This is a genomic window from Rhodanobacter sp. G2-10, assembly GCF_055809185.1.
Genome location: NZ_CM147900.1, coordinates 386849 through 405566 on the forward strand (window position 1 = coordinate 386849; position 18718 = coordinate 405566).

At 64.4% G+C, this 18718-nt stretch carries 19 protein-coding genes; 12 read left to right on the forward strand and 7 right to left on the reverse strand.

Annotated features, from left to right (window positions below; translation table 11 throughout):
* The first annotated feature begins 3 nt into the window (after nucleotides 1-3).
* Nucleotides 4-696 carry an aspartate/glutamate racemase family protein gene (locus tag AC0L58_RS01705; protein WP_473686051.1) on the forward strand — a complete coding sequence of 231 codons (693 nt, stop codon included), beginning with the start codon at nucleotides 4-6 and terminating at the stop codon, nucleotides 694-696.
* Nucleotides 697-718: 22 nt separating this feature from the next.
* On the opposite strand, the gene AC0L58_RS01710 is transcribed toward AC0L58_RS01705, so the two are convergent.
* Nucleotides 719-1039, reverse strand: coding sequence for a YciI family protein (locus tag AC0L58_RS01710; RefSeq protein WP_473686053.1), 321 nt, complete (start codon nucleotides 1037-1039; stop codon nucleotides 719-721).
* Between the two features lie 9 nt (nucleotides 1040-1048).
* Nucleotides 1049-2038, reverse strand: a complete 990-nt coding sequence (locus AC0L58_RS01715) for a quinone oxidoreductase family protein (protein WP_473686055.1) — start codon at nucleotides 2036-2038, stop codon at nucleotides 1049-1051.
* Between the two features lie 15 nt (nucleotides 2039-2053).
* On the opposite strand from AC0L58_RS01715, the gene AC0L58_RS01720 reads away from it, so the two are divergent.
* Entirely contained in the window at nucleotides 2054-3016 is a 963-nt protein-coding gene (locus AC0L58_RS01720) for a LysR family transcriptional regulator (protein WP_473686057.1), read from the forward strand.
* Nucleotides 3017-3183: 167 nt separating this feature from the next.
* Here AC0L58_RS01720 and AC0L58_RS01725 read toward each other — a convergent pair whose 3' ends face one another.
* On the reverse strand, nucleotides 3184-3618 hold the full coding sequence (locus tag AC0L58_RS01725; protein ID WP_473686059.1) for an Lrp/AsnC family transcriptional regulator: 435 nt from the start codon (nucleotides 3616-3618) through the stop codon (nucleotides 3184-3186).
* A gap of 104 nt (nucleotides 3619-3722) precedes the next feature.
* Between AC0L58_RS01725 and AC0L58_RS01730 the strand changes: the two genes are divergently transcribed.
* A complete protein-coding gene (locus AC0L58_RS01730; RefSeq protein ID WP_473686061.1) occupies nucleotides 3723-4280 on the forward strand; it encodes a cysteine hydrolase family protein in 558 nt (185 codons plus the stop codon).
* Nucleotides 4281-4339: 59 nt separating this feature from the next.
* On the opposite strand, the gene AC0L58_RS01735 is transcribed toward AC0L58_RS01730, so the two are convergent.
* On the reverse strand, nucleotides 4340-5863 hold the full coding sequence (locus AC0L58_RS01735) for a ComEA family DNA-binding protein (protein ID WP_473686062.1): 1524 nt from the start codon (nucleotides 5861-5863) through the stop codon (nucleotides 4340-4342).
* A 508-nt stretch (nucleotides 5864-6371) separates the two neighbouring features.
* On the opposite strand from AC0L58_RS01735, the gene AC0L58_RS01740 reads away from it, so the two are divergent.
* Together AC0L58_RS01740 and AC0L58_RS01745 are read left to right on the forward strand one after the other, a co-directional pair.
* On the forward strand, nucleotides 6372-7169 hold the full coding sequence (locus AC0L58_RS01740) for a carbohydrate binding domain-containing protein (RefSeq protein WP_473686064.1): 798 nt from the start codon (nucleotides 6372-6374) through the stop codon (nucleotides 7167-7169).
* A gap of 60 nt (nucleotides 7170-7229) precedes the next feature.
* The gene (locus AC0L58_RS01745; protein WP_473686066.1) at nucleotides 7230-8126 is read left to right on the forward strand and encodes a sterol desaturase family protein; all 897 of its coding nucleotides are present in this window, start codon (nucleotides 7230-7232) and stop codon (nucleotides 8124-8126) included.
* A gap of 721 nt (nucleotides 8127-8847) precedes the next feature.
* On the opposite strand, the gene AC0L58_RS01750 is transcribed toward AC0L58_RS01745, so the two are convergent.
* The gene (locus tag AC0L58_RS01750) at nucleotides 8848-9849 is read right to left on the reverse strand and encodes a TerC family protein (protein WP_473686068.1); all 1002 of its coding nucleotides are present in this window, start codon (nucleotides 9847-9849) and stop codon (nucleotides 8848-8850) included.
* Between the two features lie 531 nt (nucleotides 9850-10380).
* On the opposite strand from AC0L58_RS01750, the gene AC0L58_RS01755 reads away from it, so the two are divergent.
* From AC0L58_RS01755 to AC0L58_RS01785, 7 genes are all read left to right on the forward strand, one after another.
* Nucleotides 10381-10794 carry a superoxide dismutase family protein gene (locus AC0L58_RS01755; RefSeq protein ID WP_473686070.1) on the forward strand — a complete coding sequence of 138 codons (414 nt, stop codon included), beginning with the start codon at nucleotides 10381-10383 and terminating at the stop codon, nucleotides 10792-10794.
* 393 nt (nucleotides 10795-11187) lie between these two features.
* Complete coding sequence (locus tag AC0L58_RS01760; RefSeq protein WP_473686072.1) at nucleotides 11188-12417, forward strand: MFS transporter; 1230 nt, start codon at nucleotides 11188-11190, stop codon at nucleotides 12415-12417.
* 55 nt (nucleotides 12418-12472) lie between these two features.
* Nucleotides 12473-13591, forward strand: coding sequence for a hypothetical protein (locus AC0L58_RS01765; RefSeq protein WP_473686074.1), 1119 nt, complete (start codon nucleotides 12473-12475; stop codon nucleotides 13589-13591).
* 192 nt (nucleotides 13592-13783) lie between these two features.
* A complete protein-coding gene (locus AC0L58_RS01770; protein WP_473686076.1) occupies nucleotides 13784-14185 on the forward strand; it encodes a GGDEF domain-containing protein in 402 nt (133 codons plus the stop codon).
* A 168-nt stretch (nucleotides 14186-14353) separates the two neighbouring features.
* The gene (gene tmpT, locus AC0L58_RS01775) at nucleotides 14354-14986 is read left to right on the forward strand and encodes a thiopurine S-methyltransferase (RefSeq protein WP_473686078.1); all 633 of its coding nucleotides are present in this window, start codon (nucleotides 14354-14356) and stop codon (nucleotides 14984-14986) included.
* A 296-nt stretch (nucleotides 14987-15282) separates the two neighbouring features.
* Nucleotides 15283-16170: a universal stress protein gene (locus AC0L58_RS01780; RefSeq protein WP_473686080.1), complete on the forward strand. Its 888-nt coding sequence runs from the start codon at nucleotides 15283-15285 to the stop codon at nucleotides 16168-16170.
* Between the two features lie 183 nt (nucleotides 16171-16353).
* Nucleotides 16354-16575 carry a TonB-dependent receptor gene (locus AC0L58_RS01785; protein ID WP_473686082.1) on the forward strand — a complete coding sequence of 74 codons (222 nt, stop codon included), beginning with the start codon at nucleotides 16354-16356 and terminating at the stop codon, nucleotides 16573-16575.
* 101 nt (nucleotides 16576-16676) lie between these two features.
* On the opposite strand, the gene AC0L58_RS01790 is transcribed toward AC0L58_RS01785, so the two are convergent.
* Complete coding sequence (locus AC0L58_RS01790) at nucleotides 16677-17189, reverse strand: DUF1697 domain-containing protein (protein ID WP_473686084.1); 513 nt, start codon at nucleotides 17187-17189, stop codon at nucleotides 16677-16679.
* A gap of 60 nt (nucleotides 17190-17249) precedes the next feature.
* Nucleotides 17250-18683 carry a M20/M25/M40 family metallo-hydrolase gene (locus tag AC0L58_RS01795; RefSeq protein ID WP_473686086.1) on the reverse strand — a complete coding sequence of 478 codons (1434 nt, stop codon included), beginning with the start codon at nucleotides 18681-18683 and terminating at the stop codon, nucleotides 17250-17252.
* Nucleotides 18684-18718: the final 35 nt, after the last annotated feature.

Sequence of the window (18718 nt, forward strand, 5' to 3'; positions counted from 1 at the left end):
ACCATGAAAACCATCGGCCTGATCGGCGGCATGAGCTGGGAATCCACCGCCCACTACTACCAGCGTCTGAACCAGCTGGTCGCCGCACGCCTCGGCGGGTTGCACTCGGCCAGGCTGTTGCTGTGGAACGTGGAGTTCGCCGAGATCGCGCACCTGCAGCACGCCGACGACTGGGATGCGGCCGGGCGCATCCTCGCCGATGCCGCGCAGCGCCTCGAACAGGCCGGCGCCGAAGCGCTGCTGATCTGCGCCAACACCATGCATCGGGTGGCGCCTGCCGTGGAAACGGCCGTCGACATTCCGCTGCTGCACCTCGCCGACATCACCGCCGACGCCTTGCTGGCCGCGGGTCACCAACGCGCCGCACTGCTCGGCACCCGCTTCACCATGGCCCAGCCGTTCTACCGCGAACGACTGCAAGACCACGGACTTGCCATCAGCGTGCCGACACCCGAAGAACAGGACGCGCTGCACCAGATCATCTTCGACGAGCTGGTGAAGGGTCGGGTGGAGCCGGCGTCGCGGGAAACCTTCATCGCCATCATGCGCCGGATGCACGACGCCGGCGCGCAGGCGGTGATTCTCGGCTGCACCGAGTTCGGCATGCTGCTGCGGGCCGACGACGCGCCGGATATCCCGCGCGTGGACACCACCGAGCTGCATTGCCAGGCGGCCGTGGACTGGATGCTGGCCTGACTCCTTGCCGCTGGCCGCTTCTTCAGCTTGCGGCCGGAACGGTCGCTGCCTGCGGTGCAATGTGCGCGGCGATGTCGTCGGCCCGCAAGGTGGGTGTCCATGCGATGACGGTGTAGCTCGCAACGTCATTTGCGTGAAAGGGATCGTCGTGGAGCCAGGCGTCAAGTGTTGCGCGATCGGGTGCGCGGGCGAGGATCGCACCACCGTCGCGCGGCTCCAGGGGGCCGGACAGCAGGAAATGCCCAGTGCGGTAGTGGTGGGCAAGGTAGGTCCGGTGCGCGCCGAGATGGCGGTCGATGATGTGAAGGGGTTGCTTGTAGGCGAGCAAGATGATGTAGAGCATGAGGCACCTTTACGGGACGAGAAGCAGGGAGCCGACGCTGCGTCCGGATTCGAGAAGATTGTGCGCGTCGGCGGCGCATTCCAGCGGCATGCGTTCGCCGATGCGCACACGCAGACCGGCGGCGAGGCGATCCAATACGGCCTTGCAAGCTTCCTGGTAACGGGCGGCATCCTCGATGAACCGGAATACGCCAGGACGCGAGACCGCGATGGAGCGTGACGCGTGCAGCCGGGTCAGATCAATCCTGGTGACTTCCCCAGCGACCTGGCCGATGGAGGCCGCCATTCCGAATGGGGCCAGGGCATCCAGCGAGCGGTCAAAGGTGTCGCCCCCGATTCCGTCGATCACGAAGTCCGCGCCGCGGCCGTTGGTGAACTCGCGTGTGGCGGCGACAAAATCCTCGCGGCTGTGGACCACCGCGCGCTCGACGCCGTGGGCAAGCGCGAGCTCGGCCTTCTGCGCCGACCCCACGGTGCCGATCACCCGTGCGCCGAGCGCGCGCGCCCATTGCGCCAGCACCAGTCCGAGGCCTCCCGCGGCCGCGTGTACCAGCACGATGTCACCGGCTCGAAGTGGGCGAACATGGGCAAACAGCATGTGCGCAGTCAGTCCGCGCAACAGCACGGCCGCAGCCGTGTCTTCGCCGACCTCGTCCGGCAACGACATGACCCGGGCGAGCGGCAGGTTGCGCGCGCTGGCGTAGGCGCCCACCGGCAGACCCGCGTAGGCGACGCGGCGTCCGCACCACGATTGATCCACGCCATCGCCCACCGCTTCGATGGTTCCGGCGGCTTCGACACCCAAGCCGCCGGGAAACGCCGGGACCTGGTAAATGCCGGTGCGAAAGTAGATGTCGGCGAAGTTGACGCCAATGGCGCGTTGGCGAATGCGCACCTCGCCCGGGCCAGGCGGCGGCAAGGTGGACTCAATGATTTGCAGCCGGTCGGGACCGCCGTAGCCGGTCAGGCCGATGCGGCGTTCGGTGGTGGACTCGAACATCGTGGGTTCCGCGTGATGAGTTGTCGAAAGCTTACTTGTGCGAATATTCGCGACAACTCTCATCAGGGCACAGCGATTGTGCAAAAAAACACAATCCAGGCCACGGCGACGCCTCCGTCGATCCCCGATTGGGACGACATCCGCTATTTTCTGGAGCTCGCGCGACTGGGCAGTTTGAGTGCGGCTGCCCGTGTGCTGTCGGTGGAGCACACGACGGTGGCGCGGCGGGTTGCCGCGTTGGAACGGCGGCTGCAACTGCACTTGTTCGACCGTCTCCCCAACGGATGGCAACTGACCGACGAGGGCGCATCGCTGCTCCCTCATGCGCGCCGCCTGGAAGAGGAGGCGCTCGCCCTTGCCCAGGCAGCACGCTCGCATGGCGCGCCGTCCGGACCGGTGCGGATCTCGGCGCCTCCTGTCTTCGCAAGCTGCTTTCTGGTCCCCAGGCTGGCGCCAAAATTGCTGCAGTCGTCGGCGATCGAGCTGCAGCTGGTGGGTGAGGCGCGCGAGGCGGATCTGGTTCGTCGCGAAGCCGATGTTGCCTTGCGCTTGGGGCGTCCAGCCGATCCGCGACTGGCGGGGCGGCCACTGGCGGAACTCGGTTACGGACTCTATGCCCATCCGCGCTGGCAGAACGTGCCGGAGGGGGAATGGCGCTTCCTGCGCCATGGCGAGGCGGACAGCCAGAGCGAGGCGGCGCGGTGGCTCAAGGAGTTTGCCCGCGGGCGGGCCGTCGCGTTTGCGAGCAACGACCTGCTTGTGCTGCGCGAGGCCGCCTGTGTGGGATTGGGCATCGCGCTGTTGCCTCATTTTCTGGCCCGGACGGATCCCCGGCTGGTTTCCCTGGCGCCTGCTTGCGACCTGCGACGCGCGCTGTGGCTGGCCATACACCCGGAGGTCCGGCGCAACCCGCATATCGCCTGGGCAAGCGCGCTCATTGGCGACATCGTTACCGGAAATGCGCACGCGCTGGTTTGAACCTTCGCCCATGTCGTGCCGACCTGGGATGGGCTGATCGAGCAAGGTCCCGTCAGAGCGACGTTGACTTGCAGCAATGGTCTCCGGCTAGGTGGGTCAGCGGCGTCGCGAGCGTCACCGCGGGATGCTGCCGGGTGCGTCGACCAAGGTATCGATGGGCAATCCTGCTAGCGCCGGTCCAGTGTCACCCTCAATACGGGCACCGTGGTGACATCGTCCACACCCTTGAACATGGCAATGTGTTCGCGCAGGTCGGCGAGGGCGTTTGGCGTATCCACATGCACCAGCACCATGAGGTCGATGTCCCCGGCCACGCTGTGACACAGTTGCACGGCAGGCAGTGCTTCGAGCAGGGGCATGACGTCATCGCAGCTGAAGCCATCGGCGTAGCGCAGCAGAAGCCAGGCTTGCAGCGGATCTCCGCCCTGCCCAAGACGCACCGTGTACTGCGCGATGACGCCTGCGTCCTCGAGTCGGCGCAAACGCTCCTGCACCGTGCTGCGCGACAACCCCACCGATTTTGCCAGGGCGACGGTCGAGGTGCGCGCGTTGTCCTGCAGCAAGGCGACCAGTTTGCGATCGATAGCGTCGAGAGTCTTCATCAGACGTGGTGTCCGGCAGATGGATGGTGCACCCGTCATTTTGCCGGGTTGAGGCCGGCGCGCGCGAGCGCGCATCGTGGCGTCCCGCCCCCGGAGTACACATCATGACCCTTGCCTTCGATTTGCACAGCGCCCTGATTCCGATCGACGTGCAGCAGGCCTTCGATCTCCCTGCCAGCAGCAATCCCGCGATGGAAGCCAACGGATTGCGCTTGCTAGCCGCCTGGCGCCGAGCCGGTCTGCCGCTGATCCATGTCCGGCACGACTCGGTTCAAGCAGGCTCGCCGTTTGCCCCCGGTCTGCCTGGCAATGCCCTGCGACCGGGATTCGAACCGGTGGAGTACGAGCCATTGGTGACGAAGTCGGTCAATGCGGCCTTCATCGGCACCGACCTCGACTTGCGTCTGCGTCGCCTCGGCGTCCTGCAACTGGTGCTGTTCGGCCTGACCACGGACATGTGCGTGTCGACCACCGCGCGGGTCGCGGCGAATCTCGGCTATCGCACGATCGTGGTGGGCGACGCCACCGCCTGTTTCGACCTGGTTGATGCGGCTGGGCGCGCGATCCCGGCTGCCGACCTCCATCGGGCGCATCTGGCCACGCTGCACGCGGAGTTTGCGACCGTGGCGACGACGGATTCCGTGGTGGCCGCACTGGCGTAATCGCCCGACTCCTGCGGAATGTTCAACGCAGCGCAGCCTGACATCGGCGACTCTTCGGCTCAGCGGCGCACAAAGGCGGGCAGCCTTGCCCGGGACCTTGCCAGCTGCCGCAGCAACGCCGCCTGCGCGCGACTCAATGCGGCGCGTCGGGATGCATCGTCAAGGCTGGCGAATACGCCCTGGCGCCGGGCGTCGATCAGGCGCGTAGCCAGTGAGCGGTCCCCCAGCAACAGGCTGAGTGCGGGCTCGCTTGCGGTGTTGAGATCCACCACCAGAGGCTGGGTGCGTGCATCCGATCCGGGCTGCTCCGCGATCTTTACCGCCGGACTGGCCAGCCACAGTGAAGGGCCGAGCGCCGCATCGATGGCCGTCTGGCCGTCCAGAATTTGCGCTGCCAGGGTGGCGATGGTGTGGCGATAGTTCTTCAGCGCTGGAACAAAGGTCGCCAGTGATCCGCGCGCGCCCAGGCAGGACAAGCGCTGGGCCTGCTCACGCGCCTCCATCGAAGCGGTCGCGCCATGGGTGATGTCGAGAAACAGTCCGTTTACTTCGCTCCGCTCCTGCGGAAATACTTCGCCCCAGCGTTGCGCCAGCGTGACCAGCGGCGCCCGCGCCGGCCACTGGCCGATGCGCGCGAGTACCCGCACCAGCTGCGCGTAACGATGTTCCACCGCGCGCGCATCGGCGCCGGTGCTCAGCAGCCGATAAAGAAAAGCCGCGGCGACGCCCTCCGATGCCATCATCGCGTTGCCGGACTTCAGGTGGCACAGGTCGGCGGGCAACGACGTGTTGCTGTCCAGCCAGCGCGCGTACGCATCGTCATCGTCGCCGGGTGGCGTGGATTCGAAAACGAAATCATTGTGCGGCACGGCGGTTTCGCGCAGCCAGGTTTCGCGCCGACTCAGCCAGAAATCCGCAGCCGAAGGCTTGGCACGCCCCTCCGCCCGTGCGCGAAACCCCGGCGTTGCCGACCATCGCGCTGCCAACGGCTGCATCTGGATGCCGAAGCCCTCGTCGAATGCGGTGACCGGATCAGTCACCGTGAGCACCGAGTGCGCCTGCCGGGACGGTGTGGGCGGAATGGGGCCGAGCAGACGACGCAGCAGCACGTGGCCGTATTCATGTGACAGCACCTCCTCGAACGTGCCGTCTTGGAGCGAGGCCAGGTCCAGCGTGATGTCGATGAAATAGTCCGCGCAGAATACGCGGTGGCCCGGCGAGGTTTCGACGTAGAGATCCTTGCGCGCAAAGCCACCATCTTCGTCGGAGAGATAGACGGCGATGCCGTTGCCGAGCACCGGACAATCCATCCGATGACCACTGGCCTGTCGCGCCTGCGCATCGATGGCCGGCAGCAGCGCGGGTGCGCCCTGATTCAGCACGACCCGCAGGCCAGGTTCGAAGTTGCCGTGATACGGCCTGGCCACAGGCACCAGTCGTCCATCCGGCGCCTTCTGCTCCAGCGCATGGCCAGCAGCGTCGCGAACGGGTTCGAGCAGATGGAATGAATCTGCCGGCAGGTCGGCGTACGCAGGTGGCAACGCCACGAGCAGAAACAGGCAGGCAATCCAGCAAAATCGCATCACTCGCTCTCCGGGCGGGCTCGCGGTGCAAGTCGTGGCCATTCTGCCCACCGCGGCAGACTATCGTGGGCGCGGGATCGGGTACGAAACAGTGCCGGAAGTCGATGGGCCCGGGCAAATGATTGCGGAACGAGGCCCCTGGCCTGCAGACGCCAGTGAACCCTGCCTTGCCATGGCTCCCGGTCATTCACGGAAGGATTCGCATCACGCCGACTCGTGCGCGGCCGGGCCAGTGATGGCGAGTGTCGGTGCCAGCGACAACCGGAAAGAGAGCTGGAACCGGATGGGGGCGGCTCGCCATTGTCGATGACCGGCAGGCCGTGTGTGCGTGGCCTTTGATGCCTCTGCTGCAAAGTGTCGACTTTCTTTACGTTTCCGGCGCGTGGAGGGCAGCTGCCAGGATGCAACATATTGATTCATTTACACGTAGGCTTTTGGCTCAAAATGTGCATTGTCCGATGGTCGCAAATTCTTCAGAAGCGGTCACCCAACACAAACAGGGGTTCCAATGAAAATCATCACACTTGGCTTCGCGGCAGCGCTGGTCGTTGGCTCGATCGGCCTTGCCCATGCGAATTTGGTCACCAACGGCGACTTCAGTGCGACCTCGCCGGGCCACACCGCGCCGGCACAGTTCAACAACCAATCCGGGACCTGCGGCATATCGGGCAACAACAGCTGGGGCGGGGAGTTCGTCAGCGGCTGGACCACGAACACCGGCGGCTACGCGATTTGGTATCCCAGCGCGGCGGCGGCATCGGGTGTTCAGGCCTGCACACGCTACGGCAACACCGGGAACCAGTTTCTGCCGCCCGCGGTGACGGCGGCGCCGACCGGTACATCGACCTTCGTTGGGCTCGATGGTCAATCGAATCTCAATACCTGGATCCAGCAGACGCTCACGAACGTGACCGTCGGCGACAAGTACACCGTCAACTTCTACTGGGCCTCCACCCAGGAGATGAGCCGGACCGGTGATACCACGGAAAAGTTCAAGGTTTCCCTCGGTGGCCAGTCGTTCCTGACCGGAACCAAGAATATCGGTACCCACGGCTGGTCTGGTTGGACGGCGGAGTCAATGACCTTCACGGCCGACTCGACCAATCCGATCCTGCAATTCCTTTCGATCGGCACGCCGGCAAACTTGCCCCCGTTCGCGCTGCTGAGCGACGTGTCCGTGGTCCGCAAGGTTCCCGAACCGCCGGTGCTGGCCATGTTTGGTGGCGGTCTGCTGGGCTTGGGGCTGCTGGCCATGTATTCGCGTCGTCGCCGTCACGGTGCAGATGGTGACAGCGATATCGGATAAGCATTCAGTCGTGGTCCGGGCGTGCAAGCGTCCGGATCACGGTTCGGGGGTCCACCCATCGTGAATGCGCTGATTGTCGAGGCCTTTCACCTCTCGGTCTGGCTATTGCTCCTGTGCGCGATTTTCGTTCCGCTCGAGCGACTGGCCGGCGTCAGGCGACAAGCGTTCTTCCGCCGGGAATTCCTCACGGACTTGGGCTACTACGCGCTCAACTCGCTGTTCGTGGGTCTGGTCCTGGGTACACCGCTGGTTTTCATCGGTGCCGCCATTCATCAACTCCTGCCGTCAGCGGCGCTGGATGCCGTCGCAGCTCTGCCCGGGGGGGCACGGCTTGCCCTGGCCCTGCTGGTCGGGGAAATAGGCTTCTATTGGGCTCATCGCCTCACCCATCGAACCCCCTTGCTCTGGCGTTTCCACTCGATTCACCACAGCGCTCGGGATATCGATTTTCTGACCAACACCAGGGCGCACCCGGTGGACATGGTGTTCACCCGGATGTGCGGTTTCATTCCGGTGCTCGCGTTCGGACTGACGGGTGGTGGCCCGACGGTCACCGCCCTGGTTCTGGTGATCGGCACGCTTTGGGGCTTCTTCATCCACGCCAATGTGCGTTGGCGCTTCGGATTGCTGGAGCACGTCATTGCCACGCCGTTCTTCCATCGGTGGCATCACACCAATGATGGCCGGCGTGACGGCAACTATGCGGCGATGTTTCCGTTCATCGACCATCTGTTCGGCACCTACCATTCGCCGCAGCAATGGCCTGCCAGCTACGGCATCGACGAGGCCATGCCATCCTCGCTTGGCGGCCAATTGTTGAACCCCTTCATGCCGCGGCGCCGTGCGGATGCTACGGCCGGGGCAGCGGCGACGATGGAGCGCGTGACGGATTCGACCGACGCGCCCGCGGTGGCCGTGTTGACGACGGATGGCGTGAACGTCAAGGCAGTTCACTGACAGCCTCGTCGAACTTTGCGCTACCAGCACGGTGCAGTTCACCGGTCGCCCCTGATCGAACTGTCCATGGGCCTGCGCTGGCCACCGGAGCGATCTGATCCGGCCCAAAGGGGCTGGGGCTCGGCATCTGGTTTCTGCGTAGCGGCGGTGAAGTCATCGATCGAGGTGGTCCAGGCCCTTACTTGGCCGTGGGTTAAATGATTCCGTTTCCGCGACGTCGGGCCAGATCCGGCGCATCCATGGTTCCCATGCAGGCTCGTAGCAATGGAGTGTGGTGGCCTACTTGAACGGCGCTCAGTCGCGTCCAGCCTCAGCCCGAAGGGCACGAAGTGCTCGGCGAGCACGCCGAATGGCCATCCATGAACCTTCGCCCTGTCGAGCGGCGGTGGCTCCCGCCAGATCCGGCCCTGGTTTACGGGTACCAAGACGAAGAACACCGGACGAGATTTCGACAATTTCAGCACTAGTGGGCTCAAGGCGTCGCAGCCGGAGTCGTCCTCCATGTGGTTCTTCGGTCTTGGTGTGCCAGGCTTGATGGGCCTCGCCAGGCGCCGCACGAAGGGGTACGTGGCCGATATTGATCGATAGCCATCGCACCGCCGAACTGGTGGTGGGAACTTGGCTGATTGGCCTCAATCGCTATGCAAATCGCCAGCTCTCGCGTTGGCGCGGAACAAAGGGAGAGCCGCCCCGGGTTTGGCGGGCATCGTTGTAACAGCTCTCAGCCGCTTGCAGAAGCGTTCGCGTCCCGGCGGCCTTTGAGCAGGCTGGCGATGGTGGTGACGGCGAGGATCGAGATGATGATGACCAGCGACAACCAGGTGGAGATGGCCGGAAGCAGGTGGATCGGCTCGCCGCCATTGAGGAACGGCAGGCTGTTCGTGTGCATGGCCTCGATCACCAGTTTGACGCCGATGAAGCCCAGCACCACGGCCAGTCCCAGGCTCAGGTAGACCAGCTTCTTGAGCAGGCCGCCGATGAGGAAGTACAGCTCGATCAGGCCGAGCAGGGCGAAGGCGTTGGTGGTGAAAACGATGTAGGGCACATTGGTCAGGCCGTAGATGGCGGGAATCGAATCCAGCGCAAACAGGATGTCGGTCATGCCGATGGCCAGCATCACCATCATCATCGGCGTCATGTAGCGCTTGCCCGCGATGACCGTGGTCATCCTTGCGCCATCGTAGGCATCGGTGGCCGGCAGGATTCTCTGCATCACGCGCACCATGAAGTTGGGTTCGTAGGTTTCGTTGTTGTCGTGCTTTTCGAACGCGAGCTTGAGCGCGGTGAGGATCAGGATCAGCCCGAAGATGTAGAACACCCAGCTGAAGTGGGCAATCGCCGCCGCGCCAAGCAGGATGAAGATCGTGCGCAGGATCAGCGCGACGATGACGCCGACCAGCAGCACCTTCTGCTGCAGGGCCCTGGGCACGGCGAAGCTCGACATGATGATCACGAACACGAACAGGTTGTCGATCGACAAGCTGTACTCCGTGATGTAGCCGGCAAAGAACTCCAGGCCGCGATCCCAGCCCCATACCAGGGTCAGCCCGCAGCCGAACAGGATCGACAACGACACGAAAAACGCGGTCCAGGCTCCAGCCTCCCTGGTCGACGGCTCGTGGGTATTGCGAATGTGCGTGAAGAAACTGAGCGCCAGCAGCGCGACCACGCCCGCCATCGTGGCGAGCCAGATCCAGAGGGGTACTTCGACGAGAGGGGTCATGGGGGTCCTGAGGGCTGTATTCAAACCTGGTGTCTGGCGGGGAAGCAATGGGAACGCGGCGTAATGTTGCGGATGGATCACGACGACGATCACGACCAGCGACAAGACGGGCTTTGCGCGAGTCTACCTTGCGCGAGGGTTCCCACGCCGAGATCGAAGCGGTGAAGGGACTCTTCCCTGGGCCGCGACCGGCCCCAACTGAATGGCATCGCCTGCGCTCGCGAATATCACGGAATGATTACGAGTACACCGGTTATCTTGCGCACGCACTCACCCGCTCTGGAGCAACTCATGTCTGCTGTTCGATTGTCTGTTGCGCTATCCGCCCTGACCTCCGCCGCGATGGCGCTGGCGGCGTGCAACTCGTCCCCACCGCCACCAGCGCCAACGGAAGGTGCCGCGCCACCACGCACCGTGTCCACCGCTCCAACGCCGGCGCCGACGGCTTCTGCTGCCGTCGCCTCCGGCCAGAATGTGTCCGAAGCGCGAGTTGTGCTCAAACCCACCCAGGGGCACACGGCTGCCGGCACCATGACGCTGCGTGCCGAGGCTGGCGGGGTTCGCATCCGAGGTGAGCTCACCGGATTGAAGCCCGACAGCGAACACGGTTTTCATATCCACGAAAATGGCGATTGCAGCGCCCCCGACGCGACCAGCGCCGGCGGTCATTTCAACCCGACTGCACAGCCCCATGGCAGCATGGGCGCCGATGCGCACCACGCCGGCGACATGCCCAACCTGCATGCAGATGCTGAAGGTGTGGCGGACGTGAATGTGCTGGTGAACGATATTTCGCTTGATGCCGGCAGCGGCGGGAATGTCGTCGGTCGCGCGCTGATCGTTCACGAGCAGCCGGACGATTACAAGAGCCAGCCCTCCGGCAACGCCGGCCCGCGCATCGCGTGTGGTGTCATCACCGGTGACGGCATCGCGCCCAGGGACTGAGTAGGGCTGCGGCCGGCGGTCAGCTTGCACCGTGCTGGTTCTGTGTGGTGCAACTTCGCCGAACGGCAATCCGGTTTTCGCCGTCGATGGATGATCCGCGGGATCGGCAACCGCAGGCCAATGACGCTTGTCGGATGACATGGGCACCATGGAACCGCCGCGTTTGGTCTTCATCCGTCGGCGGTGACCTGGCGACGGACGTGAGTTCATGGAGCCCTCCGCCCCCTCCGTCACGTTTGTCTGCCTGAACGATTGGCGCCGGGGATCGCCGAACTCAGGCGAGCCGGCCTGGGTGATCAAGAAAGTCGACATGCAAACAAGGCGTCAGGCCCTTGCCATGCGGAACCGTGGAGGCCACGGCGGTAGAATGGCGCTTTGGTTGCCCGACTCCCCATGCTCACCAGTCTCCGCTCCTCGACGCCACTGCTGCTGAGCACGGTATTCCTGTTGATGGGTGTCGGCCTGCTGCATACGCATATCGCGTTGCAGGGGCGGACGCTCGGATTTTCGGTGGGCATGATCGGCGTGTTGACGTCGGCCTATTACGCCGGGTTCCTGGTCGGCACCTACACGATTCCGCGGCTGACCCACCGCATCGGCCACATCCGCACCTTTGCGTTTTGCACGGCGCTGGTGACCTTGGTGGTATTGGTGCAGGCGCTCGATCCCGCCTATGGCGTGTGGTTTGTTTTGCGCGTGCTGCAGGGGCTGCTGCTGGTCGGCTTGTACGCGATCATCGAAAGCTGGCTGAACGCTGCTGCGGAGCCGTCGCATCGCAGCTCGGTGTTCGCGATCTACATGATGCTGAATCTTGGCGCCAGCGCCGCGGCGCAGCAGTTGCTGCGCATTCCCGGTGAAGGCTTCGTGCTGTTCTGCGTGGTGGCGATCCTGTTTTGCGCGGCCAGCCTGCCGGTGGTGGCGAGCCGGCAGCCGCAACCACACATCCGTTCGGTACCGCAGGTACAGATCCGGCGCCTGTTCAGACTGGCGCCCACGGCGCTGTTCACTGCACTGCTTTCCGGACTGGTGCTCGGTGCTTTCTGGGGGCTGCTGCCGTTGTATGCAGCGTCTCGCGGCCTCGGCGTTGACGGCATTGGTACCTACATGAGCGTCGCCATTGCCGGCGGCGTGGTGTTGCAATGGCCACTGGGTCGATTTTCCGACCGCATCGATCGCCGCATGGCGCTTTCGTTGATTGCTGCAACGGCGGCGCTGGCGGCGCTGATCAACTTGCTCCTTCCCGGCGCCGGGGGTGTCGCGGCGATGGTGGTGATCTTCGTGTTCGGTGGCATGAGCTTTACGCTGTATCCGATTGCGGTGGCGCATCTGGTGGATTACGTTCACCGGGACGAGCTGCTGTCGGCATCCAGCACCGTGTTGCTGGTCAACGGTGTGGGTTCGGCAATCGGACCACTGCTGGCTGGCGCCATCATGAGTTTGCTGAGCCCGCGCCTGCTGTTTGGCTGGTTCGCGGTGCTCGACGGAATGATCGCCGCCTATGCGTTCTATCGCTTCATCCACCGCAAACGCGAAGTGACCCCGGACGACAATTTCGTGCCGTTGGTAAACACCACCCCGAGCTCGCTGGATATTCACGCAGCCGATGGCGTCAGGGACCATTAGCCAGCCGGGTTGCGGCACGTTGGCATTGTCGGATCATCAACGCGGAGGTGGCATCATGCGTCAGCAAACCAGGATATTTGGACCAGTCGCGCTGTGGCTGGCCATGGCAGGGTGCCTGGCGACCAGTTTCTCGCCGGCGGACGCGACGGACGCGGCGCCCACGGTTCGTGTCGGCGTGCTGGACCGAGCCCCTTACCGCATGGATATTCCGGCACGTTGGAACGGCGATCTGGTGATGCTGATGCATGGATACGAGCCTGCGTTCTCCCAGCGCAAGCTGCCGATGCGTCCGGGGGACGCCACCCACGTTTTCCTGGAGCAGGGCTATGCCGTGGCGCAGAGCGCCTATGCGTCGAAAGGCTGGGCGGTCGGTGATGCCATCAAGGACAATGAGCATCTTCGAAAGCAATTCAGCAAGACGTTCAAAAACCCGGCCCACACATATATCGTTGGTTTCTCGCTGGGCGGCATGGAAACCGTGGCCAGCGTCGAGCGCTACCGCCACGCCTATACCGGGGCCCTGGTGATGTGCGGCGCCACCGTATCGACACCCGAAATCCTGTCGCGCGCCGTGCTCACGCCGCTGGTGGCGTTCGATGTACTGATTCCCGGTGTGCTGCCAGACCTTGCCGCCACCGATGCTCCACCATTCATTCCGCGCGAGGTCTTTGCCAAGGCGTTGCAGGCACACCCGCATCAGGAGGCGCTGCTGGACAAGCGGCTGCAGGAGACCCCCGAGCGACTGCCCGGTGCGCTGATGCTCTACTACATGGTGCTGCGTGAGCTCGACCATCGTGCGGGCGGCATGCCGGTGGACAACCGCAAAACGATCTATCACGGGTTCGGCGATGACGCCTGGTTCAACAGTCGGGTGCATCGTTACACCGGATCGCCTTCCGCGATGGCCTACGCCCGGCGCAACGTGACGTTGACCGGCCGGGTTGACGTACCGCTGGTGATGCAGTGGAACGCTTTCGACCCGACGATTCCCGCACGCTTTCATCCTGTCTATCCGGATCAGGTGCGTGCAGTTGGCAACGGCAAGTGGTTGACTGTCCTCCCGCCCGTTGGCGACGGGCATTGCGAATTTACCGACCAGCAAATCGGAACGGCGTTCAGGACACTGGTTGGCAAGGCGCGTTCGGCCGGTCAGGGTGCGGCTGGCAGGCAATGACCGGGCAGTATCTTTTTTGGGTCCGGTCAAGGCATGCTTTGGCCATGACCGCTGACGCCTCCCGGCTGCGCGGTCGTCCATATTCATCGGGGGCATGATCATGAAGCAGGCCATGGCGCAAGCGGCGATATCGCGCCATCGCCGACGATCGCCGGTGCGCATGCCGGGGGTCCGCGCTGCGGGGCTGCCGCGATGGAGCTGACGCCGGACGCTCCATTGCAGCCACGGAACCCAGGCCGGGCAGAAGGCCCTTACGCTGGGCGGAATCGCAAGCGCGTCGCGTTGAAGGCGCTGGCGGTGCGCGCGGGCGAGACCTTGCGCGATGGCGACACGCTGGGCCGCTGGGGCGGCGAGGAGTTCGTGATCGTGCTTCCCGAGGCGGCGCTCGACGATGCCCTGCGCAAGGCCCGGGCCTTGTGTGCGCACGTGGTCGCGACGCCACTCATCAACGACCTGTTGCTCAGCATCAGTTGCGGGGTGGCATGCGTGACTCCCGACGACACCGTCGAGAGCCTGTTTCATCGCGCCGACATGGCTTTGTATGCTGCCAAGCAGGGCGGGCGCAATCGCGCCCAGAGCAGCGCTCCGAGGTGAGCACCTCGGGATCGGGCGCCGCGCCCATGGGTAGAGGCGTCGGCGCGAGCGACGCGTGACTTCCGGATGACTGCCGCGCGGCCTCGCGCGCGCTCAAGGAGGCGACGCCGCGGCGTCGCGCCCGCATAATCCGACAGACTGCGTATCGCATGCATCACGGGACGACCCATGGAGCCGAATTTCTGGCGCGAGAAATGGGCGAAAGGCGAGACTGCCTTTCACCAGAGGGAAGCCAATCCGCTTCTGGTCGAGCACATGGCGAGGCTGGAATTGCCGCCGGGCAGTCGGGTGTTCCTGCCGCTGTGCGGAAAGACCAGGGATATTGCCTGGTTGCTCACCCAGGGTTATCGCGTATGCGGTGCCGAGCTGGTGGAGACGGCGGTGGAGCAATTGTTCGACGAATTGGGCGTCGCGCCGGTCATTGCCCCGGAGCGGACAGGGCGCCGCTACAGCGCGGCGGGGTTGGATATCTTTGTCGGCGACCTGTTTGCCCTGTCAGCCGATGCTCTTGGCGCAGTCGATGCGGTGTATGACCGCGCCGCTCTCGTGGCATTGCCGCAAGCCATGCGTGAACGGTATGCGGCTCGTCTGACCGCACTGACTGGCGCGGCGCCGCAGTTGCTGCTGACGTTCTTCTACGACCAGTGTTTGATGAGCGGAGCGCCGTTTTCAGTGAGCGGTGACGAGGTCCGTCGACACTACGGCGATCGGCACGCCATCAGCTTGATCGCAAGCCATGAAGTAGTCGGTGGCCTCAAGGGCCAGTGCGCGGCGCGCGAGGAGGCATGGCTGCTGCGCTGACGAGGGCGATTCGCTACCGCGAAGCCGAACGGCTGTCCGGGCGTCGGGGGCTTTGGGAAGCGCCAGCACCGGATATTGCGACGCGAGCGGAGCACGAACCACTGCCCATGCTTGAGTTGCTTCCGCACTGACGGGGAACAGCGAATGGATTCGACTTGCCACGGCGAACCGGCAGCGGCGTCAGAATCGACTTTTCGTTGTCGTCCATCGAGAGCAAAACTCGTGGGGCGAGATTGTCGCCCGGGCAACGTACACTCGGACCTTGTGGGTTCCTCCTTCTGGTCAGGTGCAAAACCATGGGCAAGCTTTCAAGGATCCTGGTTCCGATTGATTTTTCGCCGGTATGCGATCGTGCGTTGGCTCAGGCGGCCGCCATTGCCTCCCGCAGCGGGGCGGAGCTGCATGTGCTGCATGTGCAGGTGTTGAGCCGGAGCAAGTACGGCTGGGCTGCGATACCGGTCATCGTGGACGTCGAGAAGGTCATCGCCGATCTGTCGCGGAAGGATCTGGACAAGGCCGTGCAGCACATTCAGCCGCCGGTGATCAGCGAACTCGTCCAGGGGCTCGACGAGGCGCCGACGATCCTGGAGTACTGCAGGCAGCACGACATCGACCTGATCGTGATGGGTTCGCAGACGCGCAACGACATCGGCCGCATGTTTCTGGGCAGCGTGACGGCCGAGGTCCTGCGCGAGTCACCAGTATCCGTGCTGGTGATCGGCCCGGAACACCCGTTGCACGCGGAGGGCTACCGACAGGTGCTGGCGCCGGTGGATTTTTCCGAAAGCTCGGTTTCGGCGCTGCAGCAGGCCTCCGTGATGGCGCGGGCGCAGGACGCGAACCTGGTCGTGCTGCATGTGGTCGAGCCGCCGAAGAGTGTGCCTTACATCAGCATGCGTGGACCGGTCGAGGCATGGCGCGAGCGTGCTGCGGAGTCGCTGGACAAACTCGTGGACAGTGCCGGCTTGCCGCAGGCCGCAACACAAAGTCTGGTCCTGATCGGACGCGCCGACCGCGAGATCGTGCGCTGCGCGAACGAGCAGGGTGCTGATCTGATCGTGATGGGAACGGAGGGTCTGTCCGGTCTGAGCCGGATGCTGCTGGGCAGCACCACCGAGCGCGTGCTGCGCAGTGCGCCCTGTGCCGTCTTGGCGCATCGCGGCGCGATGGTGGACAGCCTGTAGCAGGCCGTTTGCGCAGCTGAGCAACGAAACCCGCTTCAGATGAAACCCGTGATGCTGTGTGGCCCGCCTGACCAGGCAAGCGGCCCGTGGTAGCAAACGCTCAGACGTCGAATCCGGGCGATCAGCCTTTATGGGTGACAAGGGCCTATGCTGGGGCGGCGATCACGCACGAGGGTTTCTGCCATGGCTGATATTTCCGGCACGACGAGCAACGGGTTTGCCTACGAAGGTGACTACCAGCTGCCCAGTGCTGGCCGCGTGCACTGGTCGGTGACATTCCGTCATGACGGCGACTTCGCCGGTATCCGGCATGGCTGCGTGCATGGCATGCAGGACATGCACGCGGATGGACTGGAGCAAGCGGTAAAGCGTGACATCGAATCGACGTGGACACGGTCGCGTTGAGCCCGCGTTGTGGGGTCGGGTTCCCTGGCTTTGCAAGCCAATTGGGGGCCCGCACAGGGATTCTGGAATCATTCGACTTCGTGGCATGAGGTGACGCCAAATCAGCGAACGGCGGAAAGCTCAGCCAGTTTTGCGATGGTGTTGATGTTACGTGCAGTGCCGGCCTTTGCCGTCGGGATCGTGAGACGCGAGTCGGCCATGCCCTCGCCGTAATGCACGTAGATCTCGCGTTTGCCCAGGGCCAGTTTCTCCAACTTTCGGTTCTTGATGTCATCCAATGCGTCGGCGGGCGGCGCCTCGTCGAGATAGATCGCCACCACGCGATTGCCCGGTGCTTCGGGAAAGGGGTTGTCCGCCAGCACCTGGGCCATCTCGGTCGCCGTACGTATCAGCACCCCGACCGGCTTGCCGGCATAGTCGCGCAACTTCTCTTCCAGCTTCTTCTTCACCGCGGTTTCGCCCAACGCGCTGGTGAAGAGCACATTGCCACTGGCTATCCAGGTACGCACATGGGCGAAGCCGATCGCTTCGCACATGGCCTTGAGTTCGCTCATCGGCAGCTTGCCGGTGCCGCCGACGTTGACTGCGCGAAGCAGCGCTACATAGTGGGTCATCGTCGTGTCGCTCCGATCGTCCCGGCCGTGTCTTGATCCGCGCGTACCCGAAGCGCGTGCTTATTCCCCGGCGCCGTCGTCGGCAAACGCCCCGGGGGCGGAGCCGAAATCACCATCAGCCTGGGCTGCCATGTAGGAGAAGGCCGCGTAGACCGCGACGTTCTGCGCCAGCTCCTTCGGATCGATCTTGTCCAGCGTGTCGTTGGCGGTGTGGTGCCAATCGAAGTAGTGGGTGCCGTCCTGGGTCAATGACAGGGCAGCCATGCCCTTGGCATGCATTTGCGACAGGTCGGGACCGCCGCCACCCGGGAGCTTGGCGTCGTAGGCAACCCCAATCGGTGCCAGCACGCTTGCGATCTGCCCGATGGCGCCGCGTGCGGAAGGCTTCACGCTGGCGCTCATGCGCCACACCGGTCCGGCACCGAAGTCCGATTCCGAGCCGAGCTGGAACTTCGCCACCTCGCCCCCGTGTTTCTCGGCGTAGGCGCGACCACCCCACAGACCCATTTCCTCGTTGGCGAACGCGATCACGCGGATGGTGCGATCGGGCCGCTGCGGCAGGTCGTGGATCAGCTTGGCGGCGGCCATGGCGATGGCCACGCCGGCGCCATCGTCGATCGCGCCGGTGCCGGGATCCCACGAATCGAGATGGCCGCCGATCGCGACCACCTGGTCGGGATACTTGCGTCCGGTGATTTCACCGACCACGTTGGCGCCGGTGTACTCGCCGACGATGCCGCAGTCCAGGTCGAGCTTGACCGTCACCGGCTTGCCATGGGCGAGTACGCGACTGAGCTGGTCGGCATCGGGATGGGACAGCGCGGCGGCGGGGATCGACTTCTCGCCCGGGCGAAAACCGGTGACGCCGGTATGCGCGATACGCTGGTGCGCATCCGTGCCGGCCGAACGCAGCAAATACGCGGCGGCGCCCTTGGCCGCGGCGATCGGCGGCCCGGCCGTGCGCACGGCCGAACCCATGCCGTAGCCATGGCCATCCTTTTCGCGCTGCATCCGGTAATCGACGTAGACGATCTTGCCCTTGACGCTGGCCGGATCGGCTGCCTTCAGTGCGTCGAGGCTGTCGAACTTCACCACTTGCGCAGACAGCCCGCCTTTTGGCGTGCCCGGCGAATAGCCGAGCGCGGTCAACACCAGCCGCTGCGGGAACGGCGACACGATGGCACCGCTCTCGCTGCGTCGCTGCCACAGCGGAAACGTCACCGGTTCGGTATAGACCTTGTCGAACCCCAGCGCCTTGAACTTCGCCACGGCCCACTCGCGTGCGCGCAGGTCGGCTTCGCTGCCGGCCATGCGCGGTCCCACTTCCGTGGTGAGTGAGCTGACGATCCGGTACGCCGTGTCATCGTGCATCGCCCGGTCGCGCAGCTGTTCGGCGGTGCGCACCGCCGTGGCCGGAATCGAGGTGGCCGCAGCCGCGGCGCCGCAGGCAAACAGGGAACCGACAGCCAGTGCAACAAGGGTCATGCGACGCATCGGAAACCTCCGCAATCGAAACCCCGATTATGACG